The organism is Bradyrhizobium sp. SZCCHNR1093 (assembly GCF_032381175.1).
In the GTDB taxonomy this organism is placed as follows: Bacteria; Pseudomonadota; Alphaproteobacteria; order Rhizobiales; family Xanthobacteraceae; genus Bradyrhizobium.
On record NZ_JAUHJJ010000002.1, the window covers coordinates 910,299 to 934,779 of the forward strand.

Sequence of the window (24,481 nt, forward strand, 5' to 3'; positions counted from 1 at the left end):
CCTCGTTTTCTGAGTTTGCTTATGAGCTCATTGCGTCGGGCGCCGCGTCTTCATGTCGAGCCAGACTGCGATGATGACGATGATGCCGGTGACGAGCGGCTGCCAGTTGGCGCTGATCGCGAGCAGGTTCATGCCATTCAGCACCAGCGTCAGGATCAAGGCGCCGATGAAGGTGCCGAACACGGTGCCGACGCCACCGAACAGCGAGGTGCCGCCGATCAGCACCGCGGCAATGGCCGGCAGTGTCAGGCTCTCGCCGATGTCGGCTTCGGCGGAGTTGAGCCGCGACAGGAAGATGATGGAGGCGAGCCCGGCCATGGTGCCGGAGACGGTGTAGACCAGCAGCAGCCGGCGCGCGACCGGAATGCCGGAGAGGCGCGCCGCAACCGGATTGGCGCCGATGGCGTAGATCTCCTGGCCCCACGTGGTGCGTTGCGCGAAGAATGATCCGATCGCGAGGAACACCAGCAGCAGATAGACCGGGATCGGCAGCCCGAGGAAATAGCCGCTGCCGATCTGGCGGAAGCCGGCCGGGAAGCCATGGATGGTCTCGCCGGCCATGTACCAGTAGGTGACGCCGTTCAGTACCCACAGCATGCCGTAGGTCGCGATGAAGGAGGGGATGCGGAGCGCCGTGACCATGAAGCCGTTGAGGAAGCCGACGCTGCCGCCCGCAAGCAGCCCCGTGGCGATCCCGAGCACCGGCGAGCCGGTCTGATGGATCACGGTGCCGGCCAGACAGGCCGACAGCGCGACGTTGGCGCCGACCGACAGGTCGAGGCCGGCGGTCAGCACCACCAGGGTCAGGCCGGAGGCGATGAAGAAGGTCAGGCTCGCCTGCCTGAGCACGTTGAGGATGTTGCCGAGGCTGAGGAAGGAGTCGCTCAGCACGGTCAGCGCGGCGCAGATCAAGAGCGCGGCGAGCAGCCGGTAGAACACCTGTGCCGCGTTCTGCGACAGGAACGACCGCGGCGGCAAGACGCTCTCTTTGGCGATGTCGGTCATGACCGGCTCCGCAGGCCGTCGAGGAACATCGCGACGATGACCAGCGCGCCGACGCTCGCGACCTGCACCGAGGACGGCAGCGACACCAGGTTGAGGCCGTTGCGCAGCACGCCGACGGCGACGACGCCTAGCACGGTGCCGAGCAGCCAGCCATTGCCGCGCTCGAACGAGGTGCCGCCGACCGCGACCGCCGCGATGGCGTCGAACTCCATTCCGAGCCCTGCGGTCGGATGTCCCGAATTCATCCGCGCGGTCATCAGCAGGCCGGCGATGCCCGCCATCGTGCCGCCGATCGCATAGACCGCGATCAGGAGCCTTGTCGGCGACAGGCCGGCATAGCGGAGCGCCTCACGGTTGCCGCCGAGCGCGAAGACGTAGGTGCCGAACCTGGTGTGATACAGCAGGCCGTGAAACACCGCGTAGGTCGCGAGCCCCATGAGGATCGGCACGGGGATGCCGAGCACGGAGGCCGAGTAGATGTCGCGCACGCCGTGGGGAATGCCGACCACGCTCTGGCCGTCGCTCACGATCAGCGACAGGCCCTGCGCCATGCCGAGCGTGGCGAGCGTCGCCACGAACGGCGGAATCCCGACGATCGCGACCAGCCAGCCATTGACGGTGCCGAACGCCGCGCCGACCAGCACCGCGGCGCCGAGGCCCAGCAGCACGGACTTGGTCGCGAGCGAGACGATGGCGACGCAGAGCGAGGTCAGCGTCAGCACCGCGCCCATCGAGAGGTCGAGCCCTTCGGTCATGATGATCAGGGTCATCGGCAGCGCGAGCATGGTCAGGATCGTCGACTGCACCAGCACGTTGGAGAGGTTCGCGGCCGACGGGAAGCCTGGCGCGATCGCGCCGAACAGCGCGATCAGCAGCACCAGGACGATCGCCACGCCCGGGATGCGCTGCAGCGAGCGGATCGGCGAAACGACGGCGGCGTCACTCATCATGCATCCCCAGTCGCACGATATTCTCCTCGGTCAGCTCGCCGCGCGCCAGGTGTCCGGCGATGCGGCCCTCGCGCATGACATAGGCGCGGTCGCAGACGTGGCAGATCTCGATCTGCTCGGACGAGATCATCAGCGCGGCGGCGCCCTCGGCGACCAGCCGGTCGATCAGCGCGAAGATCTCGGATTTGGCGCCGACGTCGATGCCGCGCGTCGGCTCGTCGAAGATGAACAGCTTGGCGCCGGCCGCCAGCCATTTGCCGATCACGACCTTCTGCTGGTTGCCGCCGGAGAGCAGGCCGACCGTCTGCCGCGCATTCGGCGTCGCGATCCGCAATTGCCGGATCAGCCCGTCCGCGGTGCGCTGCGCGCCGCGCGGATCGTAGAGGCCACTGGGAAACAGCTTCTTCAGCGCCGACACGACGAGGTTGTCGCCGACCGAGCGCAGCAGCGCCAGGCCCTCGCTCTTGCGGCTCTCGGGGATCAGCGCGATGCCGCGGCGGGCCGCGATGTCGGGCTCGCCCGAGATCGGCTCGCCGTCGAAGATGATCTCGCCGGCGCTGACCGGATCGGCGCCGAAGATCGCGCGCGCCACCTCGGTGCGTCCGGAGCCGACGAGGCCGCACAGGCCGACGATCTCGCCGCGCCGCACCTCGATGTTGATGTCGGCGATCCCGGTCGGCGCGCTCAGTCCCTTGACCTCGAGCACGAGCTCGCCCGGCGTTTCCGCGAAATGGCGCGGATAGCTCGTGTCGATATTGCGCCCGACCATCATGCGCACGAGTTGGTCGGGCGTGACGTCGGCGGGGCTGACATCGCCGATGCGGCGGCCGTCGCGCAGCACGGTGATGCGGTCGCCGAGCGCGAACACCTCGGCCATGCGGTGCGAGATGTAGATGATCGCCACGCCGTCCGCCTTGAGCCGCCTGATCAGCGCGAACAGCAGCTCCGCCTCGCGGTCGGACAGCGCCGCCGTCGGCTCGTCCATCACCAGGATACGCGCATTCTGGCTGATCGCTTTCGCAATCTCGACCATCTGCTGCTGTGCGACGCCGAGCGTGTCGACGATGACAGAAGGATCGATGTCGAAGCCGATGCTGTCGAGCACGCGCTTGGCGTCGGCCAGGATCCTGCGGCGGTCGATGGTGCCGGGCAGGCGGCCTTTCGGCTCGCGGCCGAGATAGATGTTCTGCGCGATGTCGAGGAACGGCACCAGCGAGAATTCCTGGAAGATCACGGCGATGCCGAGGTCTTGCGCATCGGCCGTCGAGGTGATCGCAACCTTCTTACCCTTGTAATAGACCTCACCCGCATCGGCGCTATAGGCGCCGCACAGGATCTTCATCAGGCTGGATTTGCCGGCGCCGTTCTCGCCGAGCAGCATGTGGACTTCGCCCGGGTGGATCGTGAACGACACATCATCCAGCGCCTTGACGCCCGGAAACTCCTTGCTGATGCCGCGCAGCTCCAGCAGCGGCGATGGAGATGCGATGGCGGCTGCGGCGCTCATGCCTGCGCTCCGGCGGCGAAGATCTTGCCCGGATTCATCAGGCCATCCGGATCGAGCGCGGCCTTGATGGCGCGCATCACCGCGACGGCTTCGCCGAGCTCGTCCCGGAGATAGTCGACCTTGCCGAGGCCGATGCCGTGCTCGCCGGTGCAGGTGCCGTCCATCGCGATCGCGCGCGCCACCATGCGCGACTGCAGCGCCTTGGCGCCGGCCAGCTCGTGCTCATCAGTTGGATCGATCAGGATCAGCATGTGGAAATTGCCGTCGCCGACATGGCCGACGATCGGTGCGAGGAAGCCGTTGGCGTCGGCGTCCCGGCGCGTTTCGGTCAGGCATTCGGCCAGCCGGGAGATCGGCACGCAGACATCGGTGATGACGGCGCGGGCGCCGGGGCGCAGGCCGAGGCCGGCGTAGAGCGTATTGTCGCGGGCGTGCCAGAGCCGGCTGCGATCCTCGGCGGCCTTGGCCGAGGCGAAGCCTCGGCCGCCATGCTCGATCGCGATCGCCTCCGCCGTCTGCGCCTGCTCGGCGACGGCGGCATCAGAGCCGTGAAATTCCAGGAACAGCGTCGGGGCTTCCCGATAGCCGAGCTTCGCATAGGCATTGATGCCGCGCATCATGACGTCATCGACGAGCTCGATGCGGGCGGCGGGGACGGCCGACTGGATCAGCGCGATCGCTGTGTCGACCGCGTCGTGCAAAGTCGGGAAGCTGCAGGTTGCGGCCGAGATCGCCTGGGGCAGGGGATGCAGCTTCAGCGTGATCTCGGTGATCACGCCGAGCGTCCCCTCCGATCCGACGAACAGCCGTGTCAGGTCGTAGCCGGCGGCGGATTTGCGCGCACGCTTCGCGGTGCGGATCACCCGGCCGTCGGCCAGAACCACCTCCAATGCGAGGACGTTGTCCTTCATGGTGCCGTAGCGCACGGCCATGGTCCCGGAGGCGCGGGTCGAACTCATGCCGCCGATCGAGGCATCGGCCCCGGGATCGATCGGAAAGAACAGGCCGCTGCCGCGCAGCTCGGCATTGAGCTGCTTGCGGGTGATGCCGGGCTGCACCACGACGTCCATGTCGGCGTCATGCACGGCCAGCACCTTGTTCATGCGGGCGAAGTCGAAACAGACCCCACCCGCGACAGCCGCAGCGTTGCCTTCGAGCGACGTGCCGGCGCCGAACGGCACGATCGGCGTGGCAGCCTTGGCGCACAGCCTGACGATGGCGGCGACCTCCTGCGTCGTCTCCGGAAACACGACGATGTCGGGCGGCATCGCCGGATAGTACGACTCGCTCCGGCCGTGTTGATCCCGCACGCCCCGCGCGAGACTCGCGCGCGGCCCGATCAGGTTCGAAAGCCGCTCGGCCAATGCACCGGTGCCGACCCGCAACTCCATCATTCCTCCCGTCCGCATTCTCGTCGATGACAGGACTCTTGACGGTCCTTGTCGCCCGCTCAGCTCAAACCTGATTGGCGCGCTCCGCAAGCCGTTTCAGGCCGAAATCATAATTGAGATGAAAATATCCGTCCGTCACCATGCGGCCATCTGGCGCACGGCCCGGCGGGCAGCGCGTGAAGTCGCGGATCAGGCTGTCCTTGACGCCGAACACGACGTCGGAATCGAGATACTGGTCGCCGGCGACGAACACATGCGTCACCAGCCGCTCGAAGCCCGGCGCCGAGATCATGAAATGCACATGCGCCGGCCGCCACGGATGCCGGCCCTGCGCTGCCAGCATGTCGCCGACCGGCCCGTCGTTGGGGATCGGATAGGCCGCGGGCTTGATCGACCAGAAATGGAAGCGGCCGTCGGCGTCGGTGTGGAAGCGCGCGCGCATGGCGAGATCGCCGATCTGCTCGAGCCGCTGCACGTCATAGTAGCCATCGTCGTCGGAGTGCCAGACGTCGACCACGGCGCCTGCCAGCGGCGCGCCGTCCGCGCTCGACACCGAGCCGGTCACCAGCAGCGGATCGCCTTTCATCGGTCCCGCGATATCGTCGCCGTTGGCGCGTTCCGGCGCCGCCTGGACGAAGAAGGGGCCGAGCACCGTGGTCTCGGTGGCGCCTTCCGGCACCGGATGATTGATGGCGTCGACCAGCATCGAAACGCCGAGCGTATCCGACAGCAGGATGAACTCCTGGCGCTTGTCGTCGCACATCTGGCCGGTGCGGGTCAGGAAGTCGATGCCGTATTCCCATTCCTGCTGGGTCGGACGGACCTCGCGCACGAAGGCATGGAGATGCCGCACCAGCGCCTCGCTGACCTGTTTGATCCGCGCATCACGCGCGCCCGCCAGGCGTTCGAGCACGGCATCTGTGATCGTGGTCTCGTTGAAGTTGCGCAAGACGCGGCTCCTTTCAGAGAGGCTCGCCGAGCCCGGACAGCCGCTCGACATGCCGGACGGTGGCGAGGAAGTCGGTGTCGGCATCGCCTGACGCGATCAGCGCGCCATAGGTCTCACGGACCTGCGCCGCGAGCTGCAGCGGCACGCCGACGGCATGGCCGGCGCCGAGAATCAGATCGAGATCCTTGGCCATCTGCGCGCAGGAGAACGTCGCGGCAAAGTCGCGCGCCAGCAGCGGCGCGGTCTTGTACTTCACCATCGGCGAGGCGACTGCGCTGTCATGCAGCACCTTCAGAATGTCGGGCCAGGCGATGCCGCCCTTGCGTGCGAGGGCGAGGCTTTCGGCCATCATCGCCGCCGTCGTCGCGATCATCAGGTTGACGGCGAGCTTGGCGTAGCGCGCCTCTTCCGCCGCGCCCAGATAGGTCTGCGCGCGCGTGAAGCCGGCCAGCACCGGCGTGATCAGGGTGAACGCCTCTCTTGGACCGGACACGAAGCACGTCAGCTCGCCGGTGTGGGCGATGCTGGCATTGCCGGAGATCGGCGTGCGCAGATAGGCGACGTCGCGAGCGCTCGCGGCGGCCGCGACCGCGCTCGACGCGTCGACACCCACGGTGCTGGTCTCGATCAGGATCGCGCCCGGCGCCATGGCCGCGATCAGTCCGCCGCTGTCCAGCATCGCCGCGCGCAGTGCGGTATCGTCGGGCAGTGACGAGATGACGACGGCATGGTCGCGCACCGCCTCGGCAGCGGACGACGCGGCGGCCATGCCGAGCGCACGTGCCTCGTCGAGCCGGGCGGCGTTGGGATCGAACGCCGTGACGTCATGGCCGGCCTTGGCGAGCCGCGCCGCGATCGGCAGGCCGATCTTGCCGATGCCGATGAAGGCGAGGCGCTTGTCAGGAAGTGACATGGGTGAGGTCCGCCGATTGCTTCATTTGCTGCGCCTGTGGCGACGCGATACTGCCTCGCAGGTTCGTCGACGTGAGGGGGCCGGTCACGTGCCGGTCGCCACGGGATAGTCGACCTGGAAGCGGCCGATCCTGAGGTCGCCGAGCTCGTCGCGGACGCGCAGGTGCTCCGGATGCGACGCATAGGCCTTCAATGCGGCGCTGCTGGCGAATTCGGAGAACAGGACGACGTCGCAGGCATAGTCGACGTCGCTGACATCGAGACCGACCTCGATGTGGGTCAGGCCGTCGATCCGGCCTTTCAAACTCTCGAACAGGGTCTTGACCTTGAGCCGGGCCGCGGCGCGCTCGGCAGCCGTCTCGGCGCGCAGCCGCCACATCACGATGTGCCTGATCGGCCCCGTCATTCGTGCGTCCCTCACCTGTGCTTGTTCTTGTCTGACGATTTTGCCTTGCAGGAAATGGAAATAAAGGACAAAAATTGTAACTCTGTTTTCCGCTCAGCGTAACAATGGACCGTCTGCTCCAACTCGAGGTGTTTTCCAAGACGGCCGAGCTGGGCAGCCTGTCCAAGGCCGCCGAGTCCTTGCGGATGTCCAACGCCGCGGCGAGCCGGCATCTCAGCGCGCTGGAGGAACGGCTCGCGGTGCGCCTGATCGAGCGCAACACGCGCCGGCTCTGGCTGACCGAAGCCGGGCAGGAGCTGCTGCAGCGCTGCGGCCCGCTGCTCAACGAGCTGGCCGAGGCCGAGGACGCCGTCAGCGACCGCGCGCTGTCGCCGCAGGGCATGCTGCGCGTCACCAGCTCGCTGTCGTTCGCGACGATCTATCTCGCGCCGATGCTGCCGGCGTTTCGCGCGATGTATCCAAAGCTGAGCCTGCAGATCATCGCCGCCAACCGCTACCCGGATTTCATCGAGGCGGGCATCGACGTGGCGATCCGCACCCGCGAGCATGAGCCGGACTCGGGCATCGTCGTTCGCCGCATCGGGCAGATGCGGCGCGTGCTGGCGGCCGCGCCGTCCTATCTCGCGAGCCGTGGCTGTCCCGTCGTTCCCGGCGATCTGGTGCGCCACGACATGCTGATCTACAATCTTGCCAATGATCCGTATTCCCTGTCCCTGCGCAACGGCACGACAGCCCAGAGCATTCGGATCGCGCCGACGCTCGACAGCAATGACGGCCAGGTGATCAAGGGCGCCGCGCTTGCCGGGCTCGGCATCCTGATCCAGCCGCTCTACATCGTGCAGAGCGACATTCTGGCCGGCCGGCTGGTGCCGGTCCTGCTCGACTGGGAGCTGCCGCTCTTGACGATGAACATCGCCTACCAGAACCGCGTCAGGCTGCCGGCCAAGATCAGGGTGTTCGCCGATTTCCTCGTCGATCACATCCGGACCCATTCCGACCCGGGGATCTGGATCGAGCCGCCCAAGCCGGATTGAGCCGATGCCCGCGTGCGGGGGAGGGCGGATCATGTTCTGAGAAAAATAATTACCTTGCTATTTTTCGGAAATCATGGTCTCCTGCGTGCATCCCGCCTCGAGCAGAGGGACGTACGCGTCGTCACGAACGTGGAGGTGGGCTGCGATGGACGTGACGGCTGTGCCAGACGAGCGCAGGCGGCGCGGACGGCGAAGTCGTGTGGTCCTGGCCTCTCGACGCTGAGGTCAAGTCCGTGGTCGTTGCTTGACGGCACGCGCGGGCGATGGGGGCAAGAACGCCGATCCCCAGGGAGAGCACGAAGGACACCGTTAACACCGTCGCGCGGGGAAGGCCGGGTCTGTCCGGCTGTACCTGTGGTACCTGCCGCCTGCATTCTTTTGAGCAGGCGGGCCACGGGCCTCAGCCGAGGTCCGGCCTTCCTCGCGCCCTCTCATGATCAGGAGGGACACGACGAACCCACACCTCGGGCCTCGTAGGCCGCGGGAACGCACGCGCTCATCTCCATGGCTGCTCATGTCGCCAACCCAATCCCCGGTGTCGTCCCGGACAAGCGCGCACAGCGCGCCGATCCGGGACCCATAACCCCAGGGCGCAGACGGGCATCCAGTACGCCGCGGCGTCTCGGCGGATCATGGCCGCCGGTGGTATGCTGGTTCGCCCGCCCGCGCGGGCGATGACGGCGGTGATGGTCTGTCCCCGGGGGGGGGAGCGACGCTCGCACGGACGCGAGGTGCCGCAGCCCGCCGCAATATGTCGGTTGGCCCGTAGAAATTCGGATTTGGATCGAAAGATCAATACTTATCAACGGCTTGTGACTGTCATCCGACTGTCATCGAACCTTTATAAAAGCCACACTGAGGCCCCGTAAAGCGGCCGGGGAAGCGCAATCGGGCGCAGATGGCGCTTCGCTTCCCAAGCATGGAGACCAGCTATGAATTTCGTCAAAGCTATCGTCGCTGCCGGCTTGGTCGCCGCATCGACGTCGGCCTTCGCTGCCGACATTACCGGTGCGGGCGCGACGTTCCCGTTCCCGATCTATTCCAAGTGGGCGGACGCCTACAAGAAGGAGACCGGCAACGGTCTGAACTACCAGTCGATCGGTTCTGGCGGCGGCATCAAGCAGATCCAGGCCAAGACCGTGACCTTCGGCGCCACCGACGCGCCGCTCAAGGCCGAGCAGCTCGAGAAGGACGGCCTGGTGCAGTGGCCGATGGTGATGGGCGGCATCGTGCCGGTCGTCAACCTCGAGGGCGTGAAGCCGGGCGAGATGGTGCTGGACGGCGAGACGCTCGCCAACATCTATCTCGGCAAGATCACCAAGTGGGATGACGCCGCGATCAAGAAGCTCAACCCCAGCGTCAAGCTGCCGTCCGATGCGATCGCCGTGGTCCGCCGCTCCGACGGCTCGGGCACGACCTTCAACTTCACCTACTACCTCTCCGAGGTGAGCGCCGACTGGAAGAGCAAGATCGGCTTCAACACCGCCGTCGAGTGGCCGGTCGGTGTCGGCGCCAAGGGCAACGAGGGTGTGTCCGGCAACATCGGCCAGACCAAGAACTCGATCGGCTATGTCGAGTACGCCTATGCCAAGCAGAACAAGCTCACCTACACCGGCATGATGAACAAGGCCGGCAAGACCGTGCAGCCGACCGTCGAGGCCTTCCAGGCCGCGGCCGCGAATGCCGACTGGGCCAAGGCTCCCGGCTACTACGTGATCCTCGCCAACCAGCCCGGCGACAAGTCCTGGCCGATGACGGCGGCGACCTTTATCCTGATGCACAAGGAGCCGGCCGACAAGGCGGCGTCCGGCGAAGCCATCAAGTTCTTCAAGTGGTCGTTCGAGAAGGGCGGCAAGATGGCTGAGGAGCTCGACTACATCCCGATGCCCGACAGCGTCGTGAAGCTGATCGAGAAGACCTGGTCGGCCGACATCAAGAGCTGAGCTGGACGTATCGAAAATCCCCTCTCCCGGCCTCCGGGGGAGGGACGCTACCGGGGTTGCGGCGTGTCCAAGGAACAGGGGGCAGAATTGGCAGAGATGGCGGTTCAGACCGAAGTCAGCGATATCGCGGCCGCTGCCGGACCCTATGACCGGGCACGCGCGCTCAACGCCTTCAAGCTCGGCGACGTGACCTTCTATTGGATCACGCGGCTGTCCGCGATCTCCGTCCTGTTGATCCTGGGCGGCATCATCCTGTCGCTCATCGTCGGCGCATGGCCGGCCATGAGAGAATATGGCTTCGAATTCCTGTGGACGCGGCGCTGGGCGCCGTCGGCCGATCCGCCGGTGCTCGGTGCGCTCGGCCCTATCTACGGCACCTTGGTCACGTCCTTCATTGCGATGCTGATCGCCATTCCGGTCGGTCTGGGCATTGCGATCTTCCTCACCGAGCTGTGCCCGCAATGGCTGCGCCGTCCGATCGGACTTGCCATCGAGCTGCTCGCCGGCATTCCGTCGATCATCTACGGCATGTGGGGCTTCTTCGTGCTGGGGCCGTTCCTGGCCTATACGTTCCAGCCGTTCATGATCAATCTCTGCGCCGGCATCCCCGTGCTGCAGGACATCTTCGCCGGTCCGCCGTCCTATCTCAGCCTGTTCAACGCCTCGCTGATCCTGGCGATCATGGTGTTGCCGTTCATCACCTCGATCTCGGTCGACGTGTTCAAGACCGTCCCGCCGGTGCTGAAGGAAGCCGCTTACGGGGTCGGCTGCACCACCTGGGAGGTCGTGCGCAGCGTCGTCATTCCCTACACCCGCGTCGGCGTCATCGGCGGCGTCATGCTGGCGCTGGGCCGTGCGCTCGGCGAAACGATGGCGGTGACCTTCATCATCGGCAACTCGTTCCGGATCTCATCCTCGATCTTCGCGCCGGGCACCACGATCTCGGCCGCCATCGCCTCCGAATTCCAGGAGAGCGACGGGCTGCACCAGTCGAGCCTGATCCTGCTCGGCCTGCTGCTGTTCGTGCTCACCTTCTTCGTGCTGGCGAGCGCGCGGCTGATGCTCATGCGGCTCGAAGCCAAGGCGGGAAAATAAGCCATGTCCAGCGCTGATACGCTTACACTCGATGCGCCGGTCAATCCGATCTATGCGCGCCGGCGCCGCAGGGACATCGTGATCCGCGGCCTCTGCGTCGCCGCCGCGATGTTCGGCGTCACCTGGCTGGCGCTGATCCTGTTCACGCTGTTCTATAACGGACTCGCCGGCCTCAGCCTGCAGGTTTTTGCCGCCGACACGCCGCCACCCGGCTCCAGCGAAGGCGGCCTGCGCAACGCCATCGTCGGCTCCTTGATCATGACGATCATCGGCGTCGGCATCGGCGCGCCGCTCGGCCTGTTCGCCGGCACCTATCTCGCCGAATACGGCCGCAACGACCGCCTGACCTCGGTGATCCGCTTCATCAACGACATCCTGCTGTCGGCGCCCTCGATCATCATCGGCCTGTTCATCTATGGTGCGGTCGTGGTGCCGATGGGCGGCTTCTCGGCACTCGCGGGTTCCCTTGCATTGGCGGTCATCGTGATCCCGGTGGTGCTGCGCACCACCGAGGACATGCTGCTGCTCGTGCCCAACCCGCTGCGCGAGGCGGCGTCTGCGCTCGGCCTGCCGCGCTCGCTGGTGATCCGCCGCATCGCCTATCGGGCGGCGCGCTCGGGCCTCATCACCGGCGTGCTGCTTGCCACCGCCCGCGTCGCCGGCGAGACCGCGCCTCTGCTGTTCACCGCGCTGTCGAACCAGTTCTGGAGCCTCAACCTTTCCAGGACGATGGCGAACCTGCCCGTCACCATCAACAATTTCGTCCAGAGCCCTTATGCCTACTGGAAGCAACTGGCCTGGAGCGGAGCCCTTCTCATCACTCTGGCCGTGCTCGCCCTGAACATCGGTGCACGCATTCTTGGCGCCGAGAGGAACACCAAATGACCGAACTGTCCGTCTCCGTCAGTCAGCCCAATCACGCTCTTCACGGCAAGGCGCTTCCGGATGCGCCGGCCAAGGTGACCGCGCGCAACCTCAACTTCTACTACGGCGACCATCACGCGCTGAAGAACATCAACCTGTCGCTGGGCACCAACCGCGTCACCGCGTTCATCGGCCCGTCCGGCTGCGGCAAGTCCACGCTGCTGCGCATCTTCAACCGGATGTACGATCTCTATCCGGGCCAGCGGGCGACCGGGCAGCTGATGCTCGACAACACCAACATCCTCGATCCCAAGCTCGATCTGAATCTGCTGCGCGCCCGGGTCGGCATGGTGTTCCAGAAGCCGACGCCGTTCCCGATGACGATCTACGAAAACATCGCCTTCGGCATCCGCCTCTATGAGAAGATCTCGAAGTCGGAGATGGACGACCGGGTCGAGAAGGCGCTGCGCGGCGGCGCGTTGTGGAACGAGGTCAAGGACAAGCTCAACGCCTCGGGCCTGTCGCTGTCCGGCGGCCAGCAGCAGCGGCTGTGCATCGCGCGCACCGTGGCGGTCCGGCCGGAGGTGATCTTGTTCGACGAGCCGTGCTCGGCGCTCGATCCGATCTCGACCGCCAAGGTCGAGGAGCTGATCCAGGAGCTGGCCGAAAACTATACGATCGCCATCGTGACGCATAACATGCAGCAGGCGGCGCGCGTCTCCGACAAGACCGCCTTCATGTATCTCGGCGAGCTGATCGAGTTCGACGACACCAGCAAGATCTTCACTTCGCCGAGTGATCGGCGGACCCAGGATTACATCACCGGCCGGTTCGGCTGACGCCGACGACATTGCCTTCAGGAGATCATCATGGCCAGTGAACATACCGCCAAGGCGTTCGACAGCGATCTGCAGGACCTGACCCGTCTGGTATCGGAGATGGGCGGCCTCGCGGAGCGGCTGATCGTCGATTCCGTCGATGCGCTGGTGCGGCGCGACATCGCGCTCGGCCAGAAGGTGGTCGCCACCGACGCCGAGGTCGACAAGCTGCAGCGCATCATCGAGGAGCGCGCCGTGCTCACGATCGCCCGTCGCCAGCCGATGGCGGTCGACCTGCGCGAGATCGTCGGCGCGATGCGCGTGGCGACCGATCTGGAGCGCATCGGCGACCTCGCCAAGAACATCGGCAAGCGCGTCGCGGCGCTGGAGAGCGACTTCCATCCGCTGAAGCTGATCCGCGGCCTCGAGCACATGACCGATCTGGTGCAGTCGCAGGTCAAGACGGTGCTGGACGCCTATGCCGCGCATGACCTGCCGGCGGCGATGACGGTGTGGAAGGGCGACGAGGAAGTCGACGCCATCTGCACCTCGCTGTTCCGCGAGCTCCTGACCTACATGATGGAGGATCCGCGCAACATCTCGTTCTGCATCCACCTGATGTTCTGCGCCAAGAACATCGAGCGCATCGGCGATCACGCGACCAACATCGCCGAGACTGTATTCTATATGATCGAAGGCCAGCAGATCATGGACAAGCGCCCGAAGGGCGACATGACGAGCTTCGCGACGACGATTCCCGGTAACTAAGAGAGACGGTTCAGACATGGGCGCCCGAATTCTGGTGGTGGAGGACGAGGAGGCGCTGACGACGCTGCTGCGCTACAACCTCGAGGCCGAAGGCTACGAGGTCGAGACCGTGGCGCGCGGCGACGAGGCCGACACGCGGCTGAAGGAGCGCGTTCCGGATCTCGTCGTGCTCGACTGGATGCTGCCGGGCCTCTCCGGCATCGAGCTGTGCCGCCGCCTGCGCGCGCGGACCGAGACCCGGCAATTGCCGATCATCATGCTGACGGCGCGCGGCGAGGAGAGCGAGCGCGTGCGCGGACTCGCCACCGGCGCCGACGACTACATCGTCAAGCCGTTCTCGGTGCCGGAGCTCCTGGCGCGCGTGAAAGGCCTGCTGCGGCGGGCGAGCCCGGAGCGGCTGGCGACCGTGCTGTCCTATGGCGACATCGAGCTCGACCGCGAGAAACGCCGCGTGGCGCGCTCGGGGCGGCCGATCGATCTCGGCCCGACCGAATACCGCCTGCTCGAATTCTTCCTCGAGCACCCCGGCCGCGTGTTCAGCCGCGAACAGCTGCTCGACAGCGTTTGGGGCCGCGACATCTACATCGACGAGCGCACCGTCGACGTCCATATCGGCCGCCTGCGCAAGCTGCTCAATCCCGGCCGCGAGCAGGACCCGATCCGCACCGTGCGCGGCGCCGGTTATGCGCTCGATGATCGCTTCGCCAAGAGCGAGCAGGTGTAAGGGCGATGGGCGTGAGGATGAAGAAGGTGTGAGGCGCGAGCGGGCCCGATTGAGGAGATCGCGGTCCGCTTTCCGCCACGCCGCCGCCGTCTTGATCGTGTCTGCTTCGTGGCCCGTCACGATGTTTCGGTCCCAGCGGACGCCCTTGATCAAGACCATCATCATATCTCTTGTCATGCTGCTCGGCAGCTTGGCGGGCGCCCCGGCCGCCGAGCTCGAGGACGCGGTCGCGGCGGCAGGCAACGGGCAGCATGCGGCGGCGATGCGACGGCTGCTGCCGCTGGCCGCCAAGGGCGATGCGCGGGCGCAGTTCGACGTCGGCTTCATGCAGGCGTTCGGCTGGGGCGTGCCGCGTAATCCGAGCGAGGCGCTGGCCTGGTACCGCAAGGCCGCCGATCAGGGGCTCGCCGTCGCGCAACATTATCTCGGCATCGCCTACGTCAATGGCGAGGGTGTTGCCTCCAACTACGGCGAAGCCAGTCGCTGGTTCAGCCGCGCCGCGGCGCAGGGCTTCGCCCAGTCGCAATACATGCTCGGCCTGATGCTGCTCGACGGCCGCGGTGTGAAACAGGACGTCGTGCAGGGCTATGCCTGGCTGGTGATGGCGGGCCGTAGTGGCGTGCGATCGGCCGGCCGCGACGTGCAGCGGGTCAGGTTGACCGAGCCGCAGCGCGTCCAGGCCCAGAGCGCCATTGCGTCCTGGCAGCCGAAACCGGAATCGGCGGATGCGGGCATTGCCACTCCGCGTCCGGAGCAATTGCTCGGGCTCGATCGCCACATCGGCGAGGTCGTCGATCCCACCTCCTGGCCGGCGTCGTCGATCGGCGTCGTCACCGTCGCGCAATACTCGAGCGGCGGCTGGTGCACCGGCACCCTGGTGGCGCCGCGCGTCGTGCTCACCGCCGCGCATTGCGTCTTCAACGGCGTGGCGCAGGTCAGCCCCGGCAATGTCCGCTTCCTGGCCGGCATGAACCGTGGCACGCCGGCGGCATCGTCGGTCGCCGACAAGCTGATCGTGGCGCCCGATTTCGTCCCGACCCGGCACGACAGATGGTCGCTCGACCGCTCGCCCGCCGATTGGGCGCTGATCGTGCTGAAGGATGCGCTGCCGTCGAAGCCGGTGGCGGTCAAGGCGCTGACCCGCGAGGAGCTCGCGGCTGCGACCACGGCCGGAACCATCTCCGAGATCGGCTATGGCCAGGAGCGGCGCTATTCGCCGACCGGCCAGCGCAATTGCAGCGCCGGCATGACCGGGGATGCCCGGCTGTTGACAGTGCATTGCCTGGCCAATTTCGGCTATTCGGGCTCGCCGATCCTGGCCGAGGTCGGCGGGGAGCCGGCCGTGGTCGGCATCTTCTCGGCGTTCCACGAGGAGACCCGGCTGATGTTCGCCGCCCCCGCGAGCCAGTTCGAGGCGGTCGTGCGCCGCGAGATCGCGGCGCAGAGTGCCTCGGCGCGGTGAGGGAAGGAGCGAGAGAGACGAGGTCCCGCCGCTGGTCATGATCTGTGCGTGACTGGATAGCGGGTTGCCAAGCGAGAGGGCGGTCCGGGAAGCGCCACCCAGGTTTTCCTGCAGCTTTCGCCTGCAGCGGGGCCTTTACCGAACTGGCCTAGCTCTTGCTATAGTCCGAGTATGACGATTGTTCCAATTGATCATCCTCGGGCCGCGCGGCTGCTGTGGTGGCGGTCGCAGCCCGGCCGCAACGTTGCGCTCGTCGGCGGGCTGGTCGCGGCCAACGCGCTCGCCTGGGCCTGGGCATTCGCGCTCTACGCCGACCGGCCCGCCATCGTCGGCACCGCGATGCTGGCCTGGCTGCTCGGGCTGCGCCATGCGGTCGATGCGGATCACATCGCGGCCATCGACAACGTCGTGCGGAAGCTGGTGCAGGACGGTAACCCTCCGCGCGCCGCCGGCCTCTATTTTGCGCTCGGCCATTCCAGCGTCGTCGTCATCGCCACCATCGTCGTGAGCCTCATCGCCGGCGCCGACCTCCTGGATGAAGAGAGTGCGATCAGGGCGATCGGCGGCGTCATCGGCACGTCGGTATCGGCCGGCTTCCTGCTGCTTATCGCGTTGGCGAACCTCATTCTGTTCGTGAACCTCTGGCGCCGCGCCGCACAGCCGCAGTCCGAGATGGAAACAGCCGGAAACAGCGGACGGGGCATCCTCATCCGCCTGCTGCGCCCCGTGCTCCGCCTGGTGGGACGCGCCTGGCACATGTATCCGCTCGGCTTCCTGTTCGGTCTCGGCTTCGACACCGCGAGCGAGATCGGGCTTCTCAGCCTGTCGGCGACCGAGGCTGCGCGCGGCGCGAGCCTCGCCCATGTGCTGGTATTCCCGGCGCTGTTCGCGGCTGCGATGGCCACCGTCGACACCGCCGACAGCATGCTGATGGTCGGCGCCTATCGCTGGGCGCTGACCGATCCCGCACGCAAGCTGCGCTATAACCTCGTGATCACCGGCGCATCCGTTGCCATCGCGCTGGTGATCGGCAGCTTCGAGGCGTTCACGCTGTTGGCGCCGCGGCTTGGCCTGACGGGGGGATGGGCTGACGTCGCCACCGCGCTGGGCGGCGACGTCGCCAATCTCGGGCTCGTCGCGATCGGCGTGTTCGGACTGATCTGGGCGGTCGCCATGCTGCTCGGTCGCAGTCAGCGCGGTTCCGAGGCGACGCCCGGCGAAGCGCTTGCCAGCGTTCGTGCGGGGGCGCTAAACCCGCCGGCGATACGAAGCGGAACGCATAAGACGGGCTAGGAGCGGGGCCTCATGATGGTCGGCTCGGAGGGAACGATCAGGATGCTGTGGCTGCAGGGCGCGAGCTGCGGCGGCTGCACGATGTCGATCCTGGAAAGCGGCGCGTCCGGCTGGTTCGACGAATTGCGCCAATCCGGCATCGATCTGGTATGGCATCCCTCCGTCAGCGAGCAGACCGGGGACGAGGTGGTGGAGCTGTTGGAGGCGATCCGCGACGGTCGCGAGCGGCTCGATCTGCTGGTGCTCGAAGGCTCGGTGGCGCGCGGACCTGGTCTGACCGGCCGCTTCAACATGCTCGCCGGCACCAACCGCTCGATCTATCACTGGCTGCTCGATCTGGCGCCGCTGGCCGACTACGTCGTTGCCGTCGGCAGCTGCGCCGCCTATGGCGGCATTCCCGCGGCTGGCATCAATCCGACCGATGCGGTCGGACTGCAGTTCGAGGGCAGCGATATCGGCGGCGCGCTTGGCGCGGCCTTCCGCTCGAAACGCGGGCTGCCGGTGATCAACGTCGCAGGCTGTGCGCCGCATCCGGGCTGGATGATGGAGAGCCTGCTGGCGCTTACCTCGGGCGATCTGACGGCAGACGGCCTCGACACAGTCGGCCGTCCGACCTTCATCGCCAACCACCTCGCTCATCACGGCTGCTCACGCAACGAGTTCTACGAGTTCAAGGCGAGTGCGGAAGCGATGTCAGAGCGCGGTTGCCTGATGGAGCATCTCGGCTGCCGCGCAACGCAGGCGGTCGGCGACTGCAATCAGCGCTCGTGGAACGGCGGCGGCTCCTGCACCAAGGGCGGTTATGCCTGCATCGCCTGCACCTCGCCGGGCTTCGAGAGCGCGCAGAACTATCTGGAGACGGCGAAGCTCGCCGGCATCCCCGTCGGCCTTCCCACCGACATGCCGAAAGCCTGGTTCGTCGCGCTCGCAGCGCTGTCGAAATCGGCCACGCCGCGCCGCGTCCGACTCAATGCGACGGCCGATCATGTCGTGGTGCCGCCGGGCCGTTCCGGCGACAAGCGCCGTCCATGACGCGGATCACGGTCGGACCGTTCAATCGTGTCGAAGGCGATCTCGAGGTCAGGCTCGATATCGAGAGCGGCCGCGTCGCGCGGGCGGAGGTGACGGCGCCGCTCTATCGGGGTTTCGAGCAGATCCTTGAGGGCCGGCCGCCGCTCGACGCCCTGGTGATCGCGCCGCGCATCTGCGGCATCTGCTCCGTGTCGCAATCGATCGCGGCCGCCGCGGCGTTGCGCCAGGCCATGGGCATTGCGGCAGCACCAAACGGCATCCTCGCGAGCAACATCGCGCACGCGGCCGAGAACGCGGCGGATCATCTGACGCATTTCTACATCTTCTTCATGCCGGACTTCGCCCGCGATGCTTATGCCTCGCACGCTTGGCATTCGGCCGCGGCCGAACGTTTCGCGGCGACGAAGGGCAGCGCTGCCCGCGATGCGCTGCCGGCGCGCGCGCGACTGCTGGAGATCATGGGCCTGATCGCCGGCAAATGGCCGCACAGTCTCGCCTTCCAGCCAGGCGGGACGACCCGCGCGATCGAGCTCGGCGAGCGCGTGCGGCTCAGCGCGATCGCGGCGTCGTTTCGCGGTTTCCTTGAGCGCGTCCTGTTCGCCGACAAGTTGGAGAACGTGCTCGCCTTGTCGACGCCGGACGAACTCGACCGTTGGCGCGAGGGCCGAGCCGGCGACTTCGCGCATTTCCTTCGGCTGGCCGATGCGCTCGCGCTGGCCGACCTCGGCAGCGGACCAGGTCTCTTGATGAGCTTCGGCGCGTATCACGACTTCAATGGAGCTCGTTTTCGCGCTGGCGTCCGCACGAGCAGTGGCGAGGTCCAGGCTTTGCCGTCGGACGGCATCACCGAGGACGTCTCGCACGCCTGGATGCACGATACGTCGCTCGATCCGTCCGAGAGCCGCACCGTGCCCGATGCCGACAAAGCCGACGCCTATAGCTGGTGCAAGGCGCCGCGTCTCGCGGGAGAACCGGTCGAGGTCGGCGCTCTCGCAAGGCAGGCCATCGACGGTCAGCCGTTGGTCACCGCGCTGCTCGCGAGCGGTCGCAGCAATGTCCGCAATCGTGTCATCGCCCGGCTGATCGAAACCGCGCAGCTCGCGCTGTCGATCGAGCACTGGATCAAGGCATTGCGTCTCAACGAGCCGTTTTGCGAAAACAGCGCCAGCGCGGTCGACGGCAATTTCGTCGGGCTCGTGGAAGCTGCGCGCGGCAGCCTCGGCCACTGGCTCGCAGTGCGCTCCGGCCGGATCGAGCGTTATCAGATCATCGCGCCGACGAGCTGGAATTTTTCGCCGCGCGACGCCAACGGCGTTGCGGGCCCGCTCGAGCAGGCGCTCGTCGGCACCGAGGTCGGCGATGCCGGCGCGCGTGCGGTCGGCATCCAGCACGTGGTGCGGTCGTTCGATCCCTGCATGGTCTGCACGGCGCATTGAGCGCGCTGCACACAGGCAGGCGGCAAGCGGAAACAAGATTGTCGGTGCAAAGCGCGTGATTTCCGATTGTCGCGCGCGATCCACCACCGAAGGCTCCGTCGCTGCGATCGCACCGCCTCAAGCATCTGAAATCATTATGATTCAAATCCAGCAATGATGCTGGCCCGCATCTTGCTGTCCTTCTCGCCAGAACGCGATCAGATGATCGCCAACGCGATGTCAGGGGAGGACTCATGGGCGCGGCAACGGAAACCTTTTACAGCGTCATCAGGCGTCAGGGCATCACGCGGCGCAGCTTTCACAAATTCTGCAGCCTGACCGCGACGAGCCTCGGCCTCGGCCCGGTCGCGGCGAGCCGCATCGCCAATGCGCTCGAAACCAAGCCGCGCACGCCGGTCATCTGGATGCACGGGCTGGAGTGCACGTGCTGCTCGGAGAGCTTCATCCGCTCGGCGCATCCGCTGGTGAAGGATGCCGTGCTGTCGATGATCTCGCTCGACTATGACGACACCATCATGGCGGCGGCCGGCCACCAGGCGGAGGCCATCCTCGACGAGACGCGTGCGAAGTACAAGGGACAGTACATTCTTGCGGTCGAAGGCAATCCGCCGCTGAACGAAGGTGGCATGTTCTGCATCGACGGCGGCAAGCCGTTCGTCGAGAAGCTGAAGATGATGGCCGAGGACGCCATGGCGATCATCGCCTGGGGCGCCTGTGCCTCCTGGGGCTGTGTGCAGGCGGCAAAGCCCAATCCGACGCAGGCGACCCCGATCGACAAGGTCATCACCAACAAGCCGATCATCAAGGTGCCGGGCTGCCCGCCGATCGCGGAAGTCATGACCGGCGTCGTCACCTTCATCACCACCTTCGGCAAGCTGCCGGAGCTCGACCGCCAGGGCCGGCCGAAGATGTTCTACTCACAGCGTATCCACGACAAGTGCTATCGCCGACCGCATTTCGACGCTGGCCAGTTCGTCGAGGAGTGGGACGACGAGGCCGCGCGCAAGGGCTACTGCCTCTACAAGATGGGCTGCAAGGGCCCGACCACCTACAATGCCTGCTCGACGGTGCGCTGGAACGGCGGCGTGTCGTTCCCGATCCAGTCCGGTCACGGCTGCATCGGCTGCTCCGAGGACGGCTTCTGGGACAAGGGCTCGTTCTACGACCGCCTCACCAACATCAAGCAGTTCGGCATCGAGCACAACGCCGACCAGGTCGGCATGGTGGCCGCGGGCACGGTGGGCGCAGCGGTCGCGGCGCATGCGGCGGTGACGGCCGTGAAACGGCTCGCCACCAAGCGCGACGACGCCAAACAAGATCATTGATCGCATTCAGGGCAGGCAACGATGGGCATCCAGACTCCCAACGGCTTCAATCTCGACAATTCCGGCAAGCGCATTGTCGTCGATCCGGTCACTCGCATCGAGGGACACATGCGGGTCGAGGTCAACGTCGACTCCGACAATGTCATCCGCAATGCGGTTTCCACCGGCACGATGTGGCGCGGCATCGAGGTGATCCTCAGGAATCGCGACCCGCGCGACGCCTGGGCCTTCACCGAGCGGATCTGCGGCGTCTGCACCGGAACGCATGCGCTCACATCGGTGCGCGCGGTCGAGAACGCGCTCGGCATCACCATTCCGGAGAATGCCAACTCCATCCGCAACCTCATGCAGCTTGCGCTGCAAGTGCACGACCACGTCGTGCACTTCTATCATCTGCACGCGCTGGACTGGGTCGACGTGGTCTCGGCGCTCTCGGCCGATCCGAAGGCGACGTCGACACTGGCGCAGTCGATCTCGAGCTGGCCGCTGTCGTCGCCCGGCTATTTCAGGGACCTCCAGACCCGCCTCAAGAAGTTCGTCGAGTCGGGGCAGCTCGGCCCGTTCAAGAATGGATATTGGGGCAGCAAGGCCTACAAGCTGCCGCCCGAAGCCAACCTGATGGCGGTGGCGCACTATCTGGAGGCGCTCGATTTCCAGAAGGAGATCGTCAAGATCCACACCATCTTCGGCGGCAAGAACCCGCATCCGAACTGGCTCGTGGGTGGCGTGCCGTGTCCGATCAACATCGACGGCACCGGTGCGGTCGGCGCCATCAATATCGAGCGGCTGAATCTCGTCTCCTCGATCATCGATCGCCTGATCGAGTTCAATGAGATGGTCTATCTGCCCGACGTCGCCGCGATCGGCTCCTTCTACAAGGACTGGCTCTATGGCGGCGGCCTGTCCGGCAAGAGCGTGCTCGCCTATGGCGACGTGCCCGAGCATGCCAATGACTACTCCGCCAAGAGCCTGAAGCTGCCGCGTGGCGCGATCATCAACGGCAACCTGTCCGAGGTGTTTCCGGTCGATCACGCCAATCCGGACGAGATCCAGGAGTTCGTGGTTCACTCCTGGTACAAATACCCCGACGAGACCAAGGGACTGCATCCCTGGGATGGCATCACCGAGCCGAACTACGTGCTCGGCCCCAACGCGAAGGGGACCAAGACGGACATCAAGGAGCTCGACGAGGGCGGCAAATATTCCTGGATCAAGGCGCCGCGCTGGCGCGGACACGCGATGGAGGTCGGACCGCTCGCGCGCTGGGTGGTCGGCTATGCGCAGAACAAGGCGGAGTTCAAGGACCCCGTCGACAAGTTTCTCAAGGATCTCGACCTGCCTCTGACGGCGCTGTTCTCCACGCTCGGCCGCACCGCGGCGCGTGCGCTGGAATCGGTGTGGGCCGGACGGCAGATGCGCTACTTCCAGGACAAGCTGATCGCCAACATCAAGGCGGGCGACAGCTCGACGGCGAATGTCGACAAATGGAAGCCCGAGAGCTGGCCGAAAGAGGCCAAGGGCGTCGGCTTCACCGAGGCGCCGCGCGGCGCGCTCGCGCATTGGATCAAGATCAAGGACACCAAGATCGACAACTATCAGTGCGTCGTGCCGACGACCTGGAATGGCTCGCCCCGCGATCCCAAGGGCAACATCGGCGCATTCGAGGCGTCGCTGATGAACACCCCGATGGCCAATCCCGAGCAGCCGCTGGAGATCCTGCGCACGATCCATTCGTTCGATCCGTGCCTGGCCTGCTCGACGCACGTCATGAGTCCGGATGGCCAGGAGCTGGCCAAGGTCAAGGTCAGGTAGCACGGGAGCAGGGTCATGATGGATGCAGTTGCACGCCCGCCCGAGTCGGGGACGGACATCGCCGCGATCGCAGCCGACGCCGCCGGCGAGCATGCGGTTGGCCGGCCCACGGTCTATGTCTACGAAGCGCCGGTGCGCATCTGCCACTGGGTCAACGCGTTCGCGATCATCGTTCTGATGATCACCGGTTATCTGATCGGATCACCTCTCCCGACGGTGTCGGGAGAGGCGTCGGCAAACTTCGTGATGGGCTATATCCGCTTTGCCCATTTCGCTGCCGGACAGGTGCTGGCGGTGTTCTTCCTCGCCCGCATCTTCTGGGCCTTCGTCGGCAACCACCATTCCCGGCAGATCTTCTACATTCCGGTGCATCGCAAGCAGTTCTGGAAAGAGGTGCTGCACGAGATCCGCTGGTACGCCTTCCTGGAACGTGAGCCGAAGATGTATGTCGGCCATAATCCCCTGGCGCAGACGGCGATGTTCATCGGCTTCACGCTGTTCGTGACCTTCATGATCGTCACCGGCTTTGCGCTCTATTCGGAAGGCACCGGGATCGACAGCTGGCAGCACAAATTGTTTGGCTGGGTGTTTGCGATCTGGCCGAACAGCCAGGATGTGCATACCTGGCATCACCTCGGGATGTGGGCGCTGGTCACGTTTGTGATGGTGCATGTCTATGCCGCCATTCGCGAAGACATCATGTCACGCCAGAGCATCATCTCCTCGATGATCTCAGGCGAACGGCAGTTCCGCGACTAGCAGGGGGCCGGCATGGTCGATGAGCGCGGGCGCGATCGCATTTTGGTGCTCGGGATCGGCAACATTCTCTGGGCTGACGAAGGCTTCGGCGTGCGGGTGGTGGAGGAATTCCACCGCCGCTTCACCGTGCCCGACAACGTCACGATCCTGGATGGCGGCACGCAGGGACTTTACCTCGTCAACTATGTCGAGGAAGCCGACGGCCTGATCGTGTTCGACGCCATCGACTATGGCCTTGTGCCGGGCGAGATCAAGCTCGTCCGCGATGACGAGGTGCCGCGCTTCACCGGCGCCAAGAAGATGAGCCTGCACCAGACGGGCTTCCAGGAAGTACTGAGCGCGGCCGACCTGCTCGGCCGCTATCCGCAGCGGCTTGCGCTGATCGGCTGCCAGCCGCTCGACCTCGAGGATTGGGGCGGTCCGCTGACTGCGCCGGTTCGTGCGCAGATCGCGCCGGCGATCGAGCTGGCCTGCGCCCTGCTGGCGGAATGGGGCGCGCCCGCCGTGTCGCGGCGTGAACCGCTCGCCGGCGACGAACGCCTGCTCGCGAACGACATCGACCATCACAGCTACGAGCTGCGGGCGCGCACGGCCGAGTAACCGCGCCGCGAGGGAATCCGACATGTGTCTTGGCCTGCCGATGACAATCCTCGAGACCGATGGCGTCTCGGCGCTGTGCAGCTTCGACGGCGAGGAGCGCCGCGTCTCGGTGCTGTTGCTGTCGAACCCGCCGGTCGGAGCCAAGGTGCTCGTCTATATCGACAACGCCGTTCGCCTGCTCGATGACGAAGAAGCGCGGCTGATCGGCGAGGCGCTGCGCGGCCTGCAGGCGGCCGTGAACGGCGAGAATTGCGACGACTTCTTCGCCGATCTGATCGGGCGCGAGCCGGAGCTTCCGGAGCATCTGCGGTAGCGGTGTGATGCCCTTGGGCGGGCGTCAGATTCCTGGCAACAAGATATCCATAAGTAAAGTAAGTTGCCGGACATTGTCTGGAA

The 24,481-nt window shown here is 66.0% G+C and carries 23 protein-coding genes; 16 read left to right on the top strand and 7 right to left on the bottom strand.

The window, feature by feature from the left end:
• Positions 1 to 27 precede the first annotated feature (27 nt).
• The 7 genes from QX070_RS09845 to QX070_RS09875 all read right to left on the bottom strand — a co-directional run bounded on the left by QX070_RS09845 (position 28) and on the right by QX070_RS09875 (position 7,120).
• Positions 28 to 1,005: an ABC transporter permease gene (locus QX070_RS09845; RefSeq protein ID WP_315736690.1), complete on the bottom strand. Its 978-nt coding sequence runs from the start codon at positions 1,003 to 1,005 to the stop codon at positions 28 to 30.
• Entirely contained in the window at positions 1,002 to 1,952 is a 951-nt protein-coding gene (locus tag QX070_RS09850) for an ABC transporter permease (RefSeq protein WP_315736692.1), read from the bottom strand. The genes QX070_RS09845 and QX070_RS09850 overlap by 4 nt, the downstream gene beginning before the upstream one ends.
• Positions 1,945 to 3,462: a sugar ABC transporter ATP-binding protein gene (locus QX070_RS09855; RefSeq protein WP_315736693.1), complete on the bottom strand. Its 1,518-nt coding sequence runs from the start codon at positions 3,460 to 3,462 to the stop codon at positions 1,945 to 1,947. The genes QX070_RS09850 and QX070_RS09855 overlap by 8 nt, the downstream gene beginning before the upstream one ends.
• The gene (locus QX070_RS09860; RefSeq protein WP_315737067.1) at positions 3,459 to 4,853 is read right to left on the bottom strand and encodes an FAD-linked oxidase C-terminal domain-containing protein; all 1,395 of its coding nucleotides are present in this window, start codon (positions 4,851 to 4,853) and stop codon (positions 3,459 to 3,461) included. Before QX070_RS09860 ends, QX070_RS09855 begins: the two co-directional genes overlap by 4 nt.
• A gap of 64 nt (positions 4,854 to 4,917) precedes the next feature.
• On the bottom strand, positions 4,918 to 5,802 hold the full coding sequence (locus QX070_RS09865; RefSeq protein WP_315736694.1) for an intradiol ring-cleavage dioxygenase: 885 nt from the start codon (positions 5,800 to 5,802) through the stop codon (positions 4,918 to 4,920).
• A 13-nt stretch (positions 5,803 to 5,815) separates the two neighbouring features.
• Positions 5,816 to 6,715 carry an NAD(P)-dependent oxidoreductase gene (locus tag QX070_RS09870; protein WP_315736695.1) on the bottom strand — a complete coding sequence of 300 codons (900 nt, stop codon included), beginning with the start codon at positions 6,713 to 6,715 and terminating at the stop codon, positions 5,816 to 5,818.
• Between the two features lie 84 nt (positions 6,716 to 6,799).
• Positions 6,800 to 7,120 carry a Dabb family protein gene (locus QX070_RS09875; protein WP_315736696.1) on the bottom strand — a complete coding sequence of 107 codons (321 nt, stop codon included), beginning with the start codon at positions 7,118 to 7,120 and terminating at the stop codon, positions 6,800 to 6,802.
• Between the two features lie 104 nt (positions 7,121 to 7,224).
• Here QX070_RS09875 and QX070_RS09880 point away from each other — a divergent pair, with 104 nt between their 5' ends.
• The 16 genes from QX070_RS09880 to QX070_RS09955 all read left to right on the top strand — a co-directional run bounded on the left by QX070_RS09880 (position 7,225) and on the right by QX070_RS09955 (position 24,398).
• On the top strand, positions 7,225 to 8,154 hold the full coding sequence (locus QX070_RS09880) for a LysR family transcriptional regulator (RefSeq protein ID WP_315736697.1): 930 nt from the start codon (positions 7,225 to 7,227) through the stop codon (positions 8,152 to 8,154).
• 932 nt (positions 8,155 to 9,086) lie between these two features.
• Positions 9,087 to 10,097, top strand: coding sequence for a phosphate ABC transporter substrate-binding protein PstS (gene pstS, locus QX070_RS09885; RefSeq protein ID WP_315736698.1), 1,011 nt, complete (start codon positions 9,087 to 9,089; stop codon positions 10,095 to 10,097).
• A 96-nt stretch (positions 10,098 to 10,193) separates the two neighbouring features.
• Positions 10,194 to 11,192, top strand: a complete 999-nt coding sequence (gene pstC, locus QX070_RS09890) for a phosphate ABC transporter permease subunit PstC (RefSeq protein ID WP_315736700.1) — start codon at positions 10,194 to 10,196, stop codon at positions 11,190 to 11,192.
• A 3-nt stretch (positions 11,193 to 11,195) separates the two neighbouring features.
• Complete coding sequence (gene pstA, locus QX070_RS09895; RefSeq protein ID WP_315736701.1) at positions 11,196 to 12,077, top strand: phosphate ABC transporter permease PstA; 882 nt, start codon at positions 11,196 to 11,198, stop codon at positions 12,075 to 12,077.
• Positions 12,074 to 12,895 carry a phosphate ABC transporter ATP-binding protein PstB gene (gene pstB / locus QX070_RS09900; RefSeq protein ID WP_315713505.1) on the top strand — a complete coding sequence of 274 codons (822 nt, stop codon included), beginning with the start codon at positions 12,074 to 12,076 and terminating at the stop codon, positions 12,893 to 12,895. Before pstA ends, pstB begins: the two co-directional genes overlap by 4 nt.
• Before the next feature lie 30 nt (positions 12,896 to 12,925).
• Positions 12,926 to 13,642, top strand: a complete 717-nt coding sequence (gene phoU, locus QX070_RS09905; protein ID WP_315736702.1) for a phosphate signaling complex protein PhoU — start codon at positions 12,926 to 12,928, stop codon at positions 13,640 to 13,642.
• A gap of 16 nt (positions 13,643 to 13,658) precedes the next feature.
• Positions 13,659 to 14,366 (top strand): phosphate regulon transcriptional regulator PhoB, encoded by a 708-nt coding sequence (gene phoB / locus QX070_RS09910; RefSeq protein WP_315713503.1) that lies wholly within the window; start codon positions 13,659 to 13,661, stop codon positions 14,364 to 14,366.
• A 145-nt stretch (positions 14,367 to 14,511) separates the two neighbouring features.
• Positions 14,512 to 15,828: a trypsin-like serine protease gene (locus QX070_RS09915; protein ID WP_315736704.1), complete on the top strand. Its 1,317-nt coding sequence runs from the start codon at positions 14,512 to 14,514 to the stop codon at positions 15,826 to 15,828.
• A 171-nt stretch (positions 15,829 to 15,999) separates the two neighbouring features.
• On the top strand, positions 16,000 to 17,121 hold the full coding sequence (locus tag QX070_RS09920; protein ID WP_315736705.1) for a HoxN/HupN/NixA family nickel/cobalt transporter: 1,122 nt from the start codon (positions 16,000 to 16,002) through the stop codon (positions 17,119 to 17,121).
• Between the two features lie 15 nt (positions 17,122 to 17,136).
• Positions 17,137 to 18,153: a HupU protein gene (locus QX070_RS09925; RefSeq protein ID WP_315737070.1), complete on the top strand. Its 1,017-nt coding sequence runs from the start codon at positions 17,137 to 17,139 to the stop codon at positions 18,151 to 18,153.
• Entirely contained in the window at positions 18,150 to 19,589 is a 1,440-nt protein-coding gene (locus QX070_RS09930) for a nickel-dependent hydrogenase large subunit (RefSeq protein WP_315736706.1), read from the top strand. Before QX070_RS09925 ends, QX070_RS09930 begins: the two co-directional genes overlap by 4 nt.
• Positions 19,590 to 19,822: 233 nt before the next feature.
• Positions 19,823 to 20,914, top strand: coding sequence for a hydrogenase small subunit (locus tag QX070_RS09935; protein WP_315736707.1), 1,092 nt, complete (start codon positions 19,823 to 19,825; stop codon positions 20,912 to 20,914).
• Positions 20,915 to 20,935: 21 nt separating this feature from the next.
• Positions 20,936 to 22,726 (top strand): nickel-dependent hydrogenase large subunit, encoded by a 1,791-nt coding sequence (locus QX070_RS09940; RefSeq protein ID WP_315736708.1) that lies wholly within the window; start codon positions 20,936 to 20,938, stop codon positions 22,724 to 22,726.
• Positions 22,727 to 22,741: 15 nt separating this feature from the next.
• On the top strand, positions 22,742 to 23,485 hold the full coding sequence (gene cybH, locus QX070_RS09945) for a Ni/Fe-hydrogenase, b-type cytochrome subunit (protein ID WP_315736709.1): 744 nt from the start codon (positions 22,742 to 22,744) through the stop codon (positions 23,483 to 23,485).
• A 12-nt stretch (positions 23,486 to 23,497) separates the two neighbouring features.
• On the top strand, positions 23,498 to 24,085 hold the full coding sequence (locus tag QX070_RS09950; protein ID WP_315736710.1) for a HyaD/HybD family hydrogenase maturation endopeptidase: 588 nt from the start codon (positions 23,498 to 23,500) through the stop codon (positions 24,083 to 24,085).
• Positions 24,086 to 24,107: 22 nt separating this feature from the next.
• On the top strand, positions 24,108 to 24,398 hold the full coding sequence (locus QX070_RS09955) for a HypC/HybG/HupF family hydrogenase formation chaperone (RefSeq protein WP_315736711.1): 291 nt from the start codon (positions 24,108 to 24,110) through the stop codon (positions 24,396 to 24,398).
• Positions 24,399 to 24,481 lie beyond the last annotated feature (83 nt).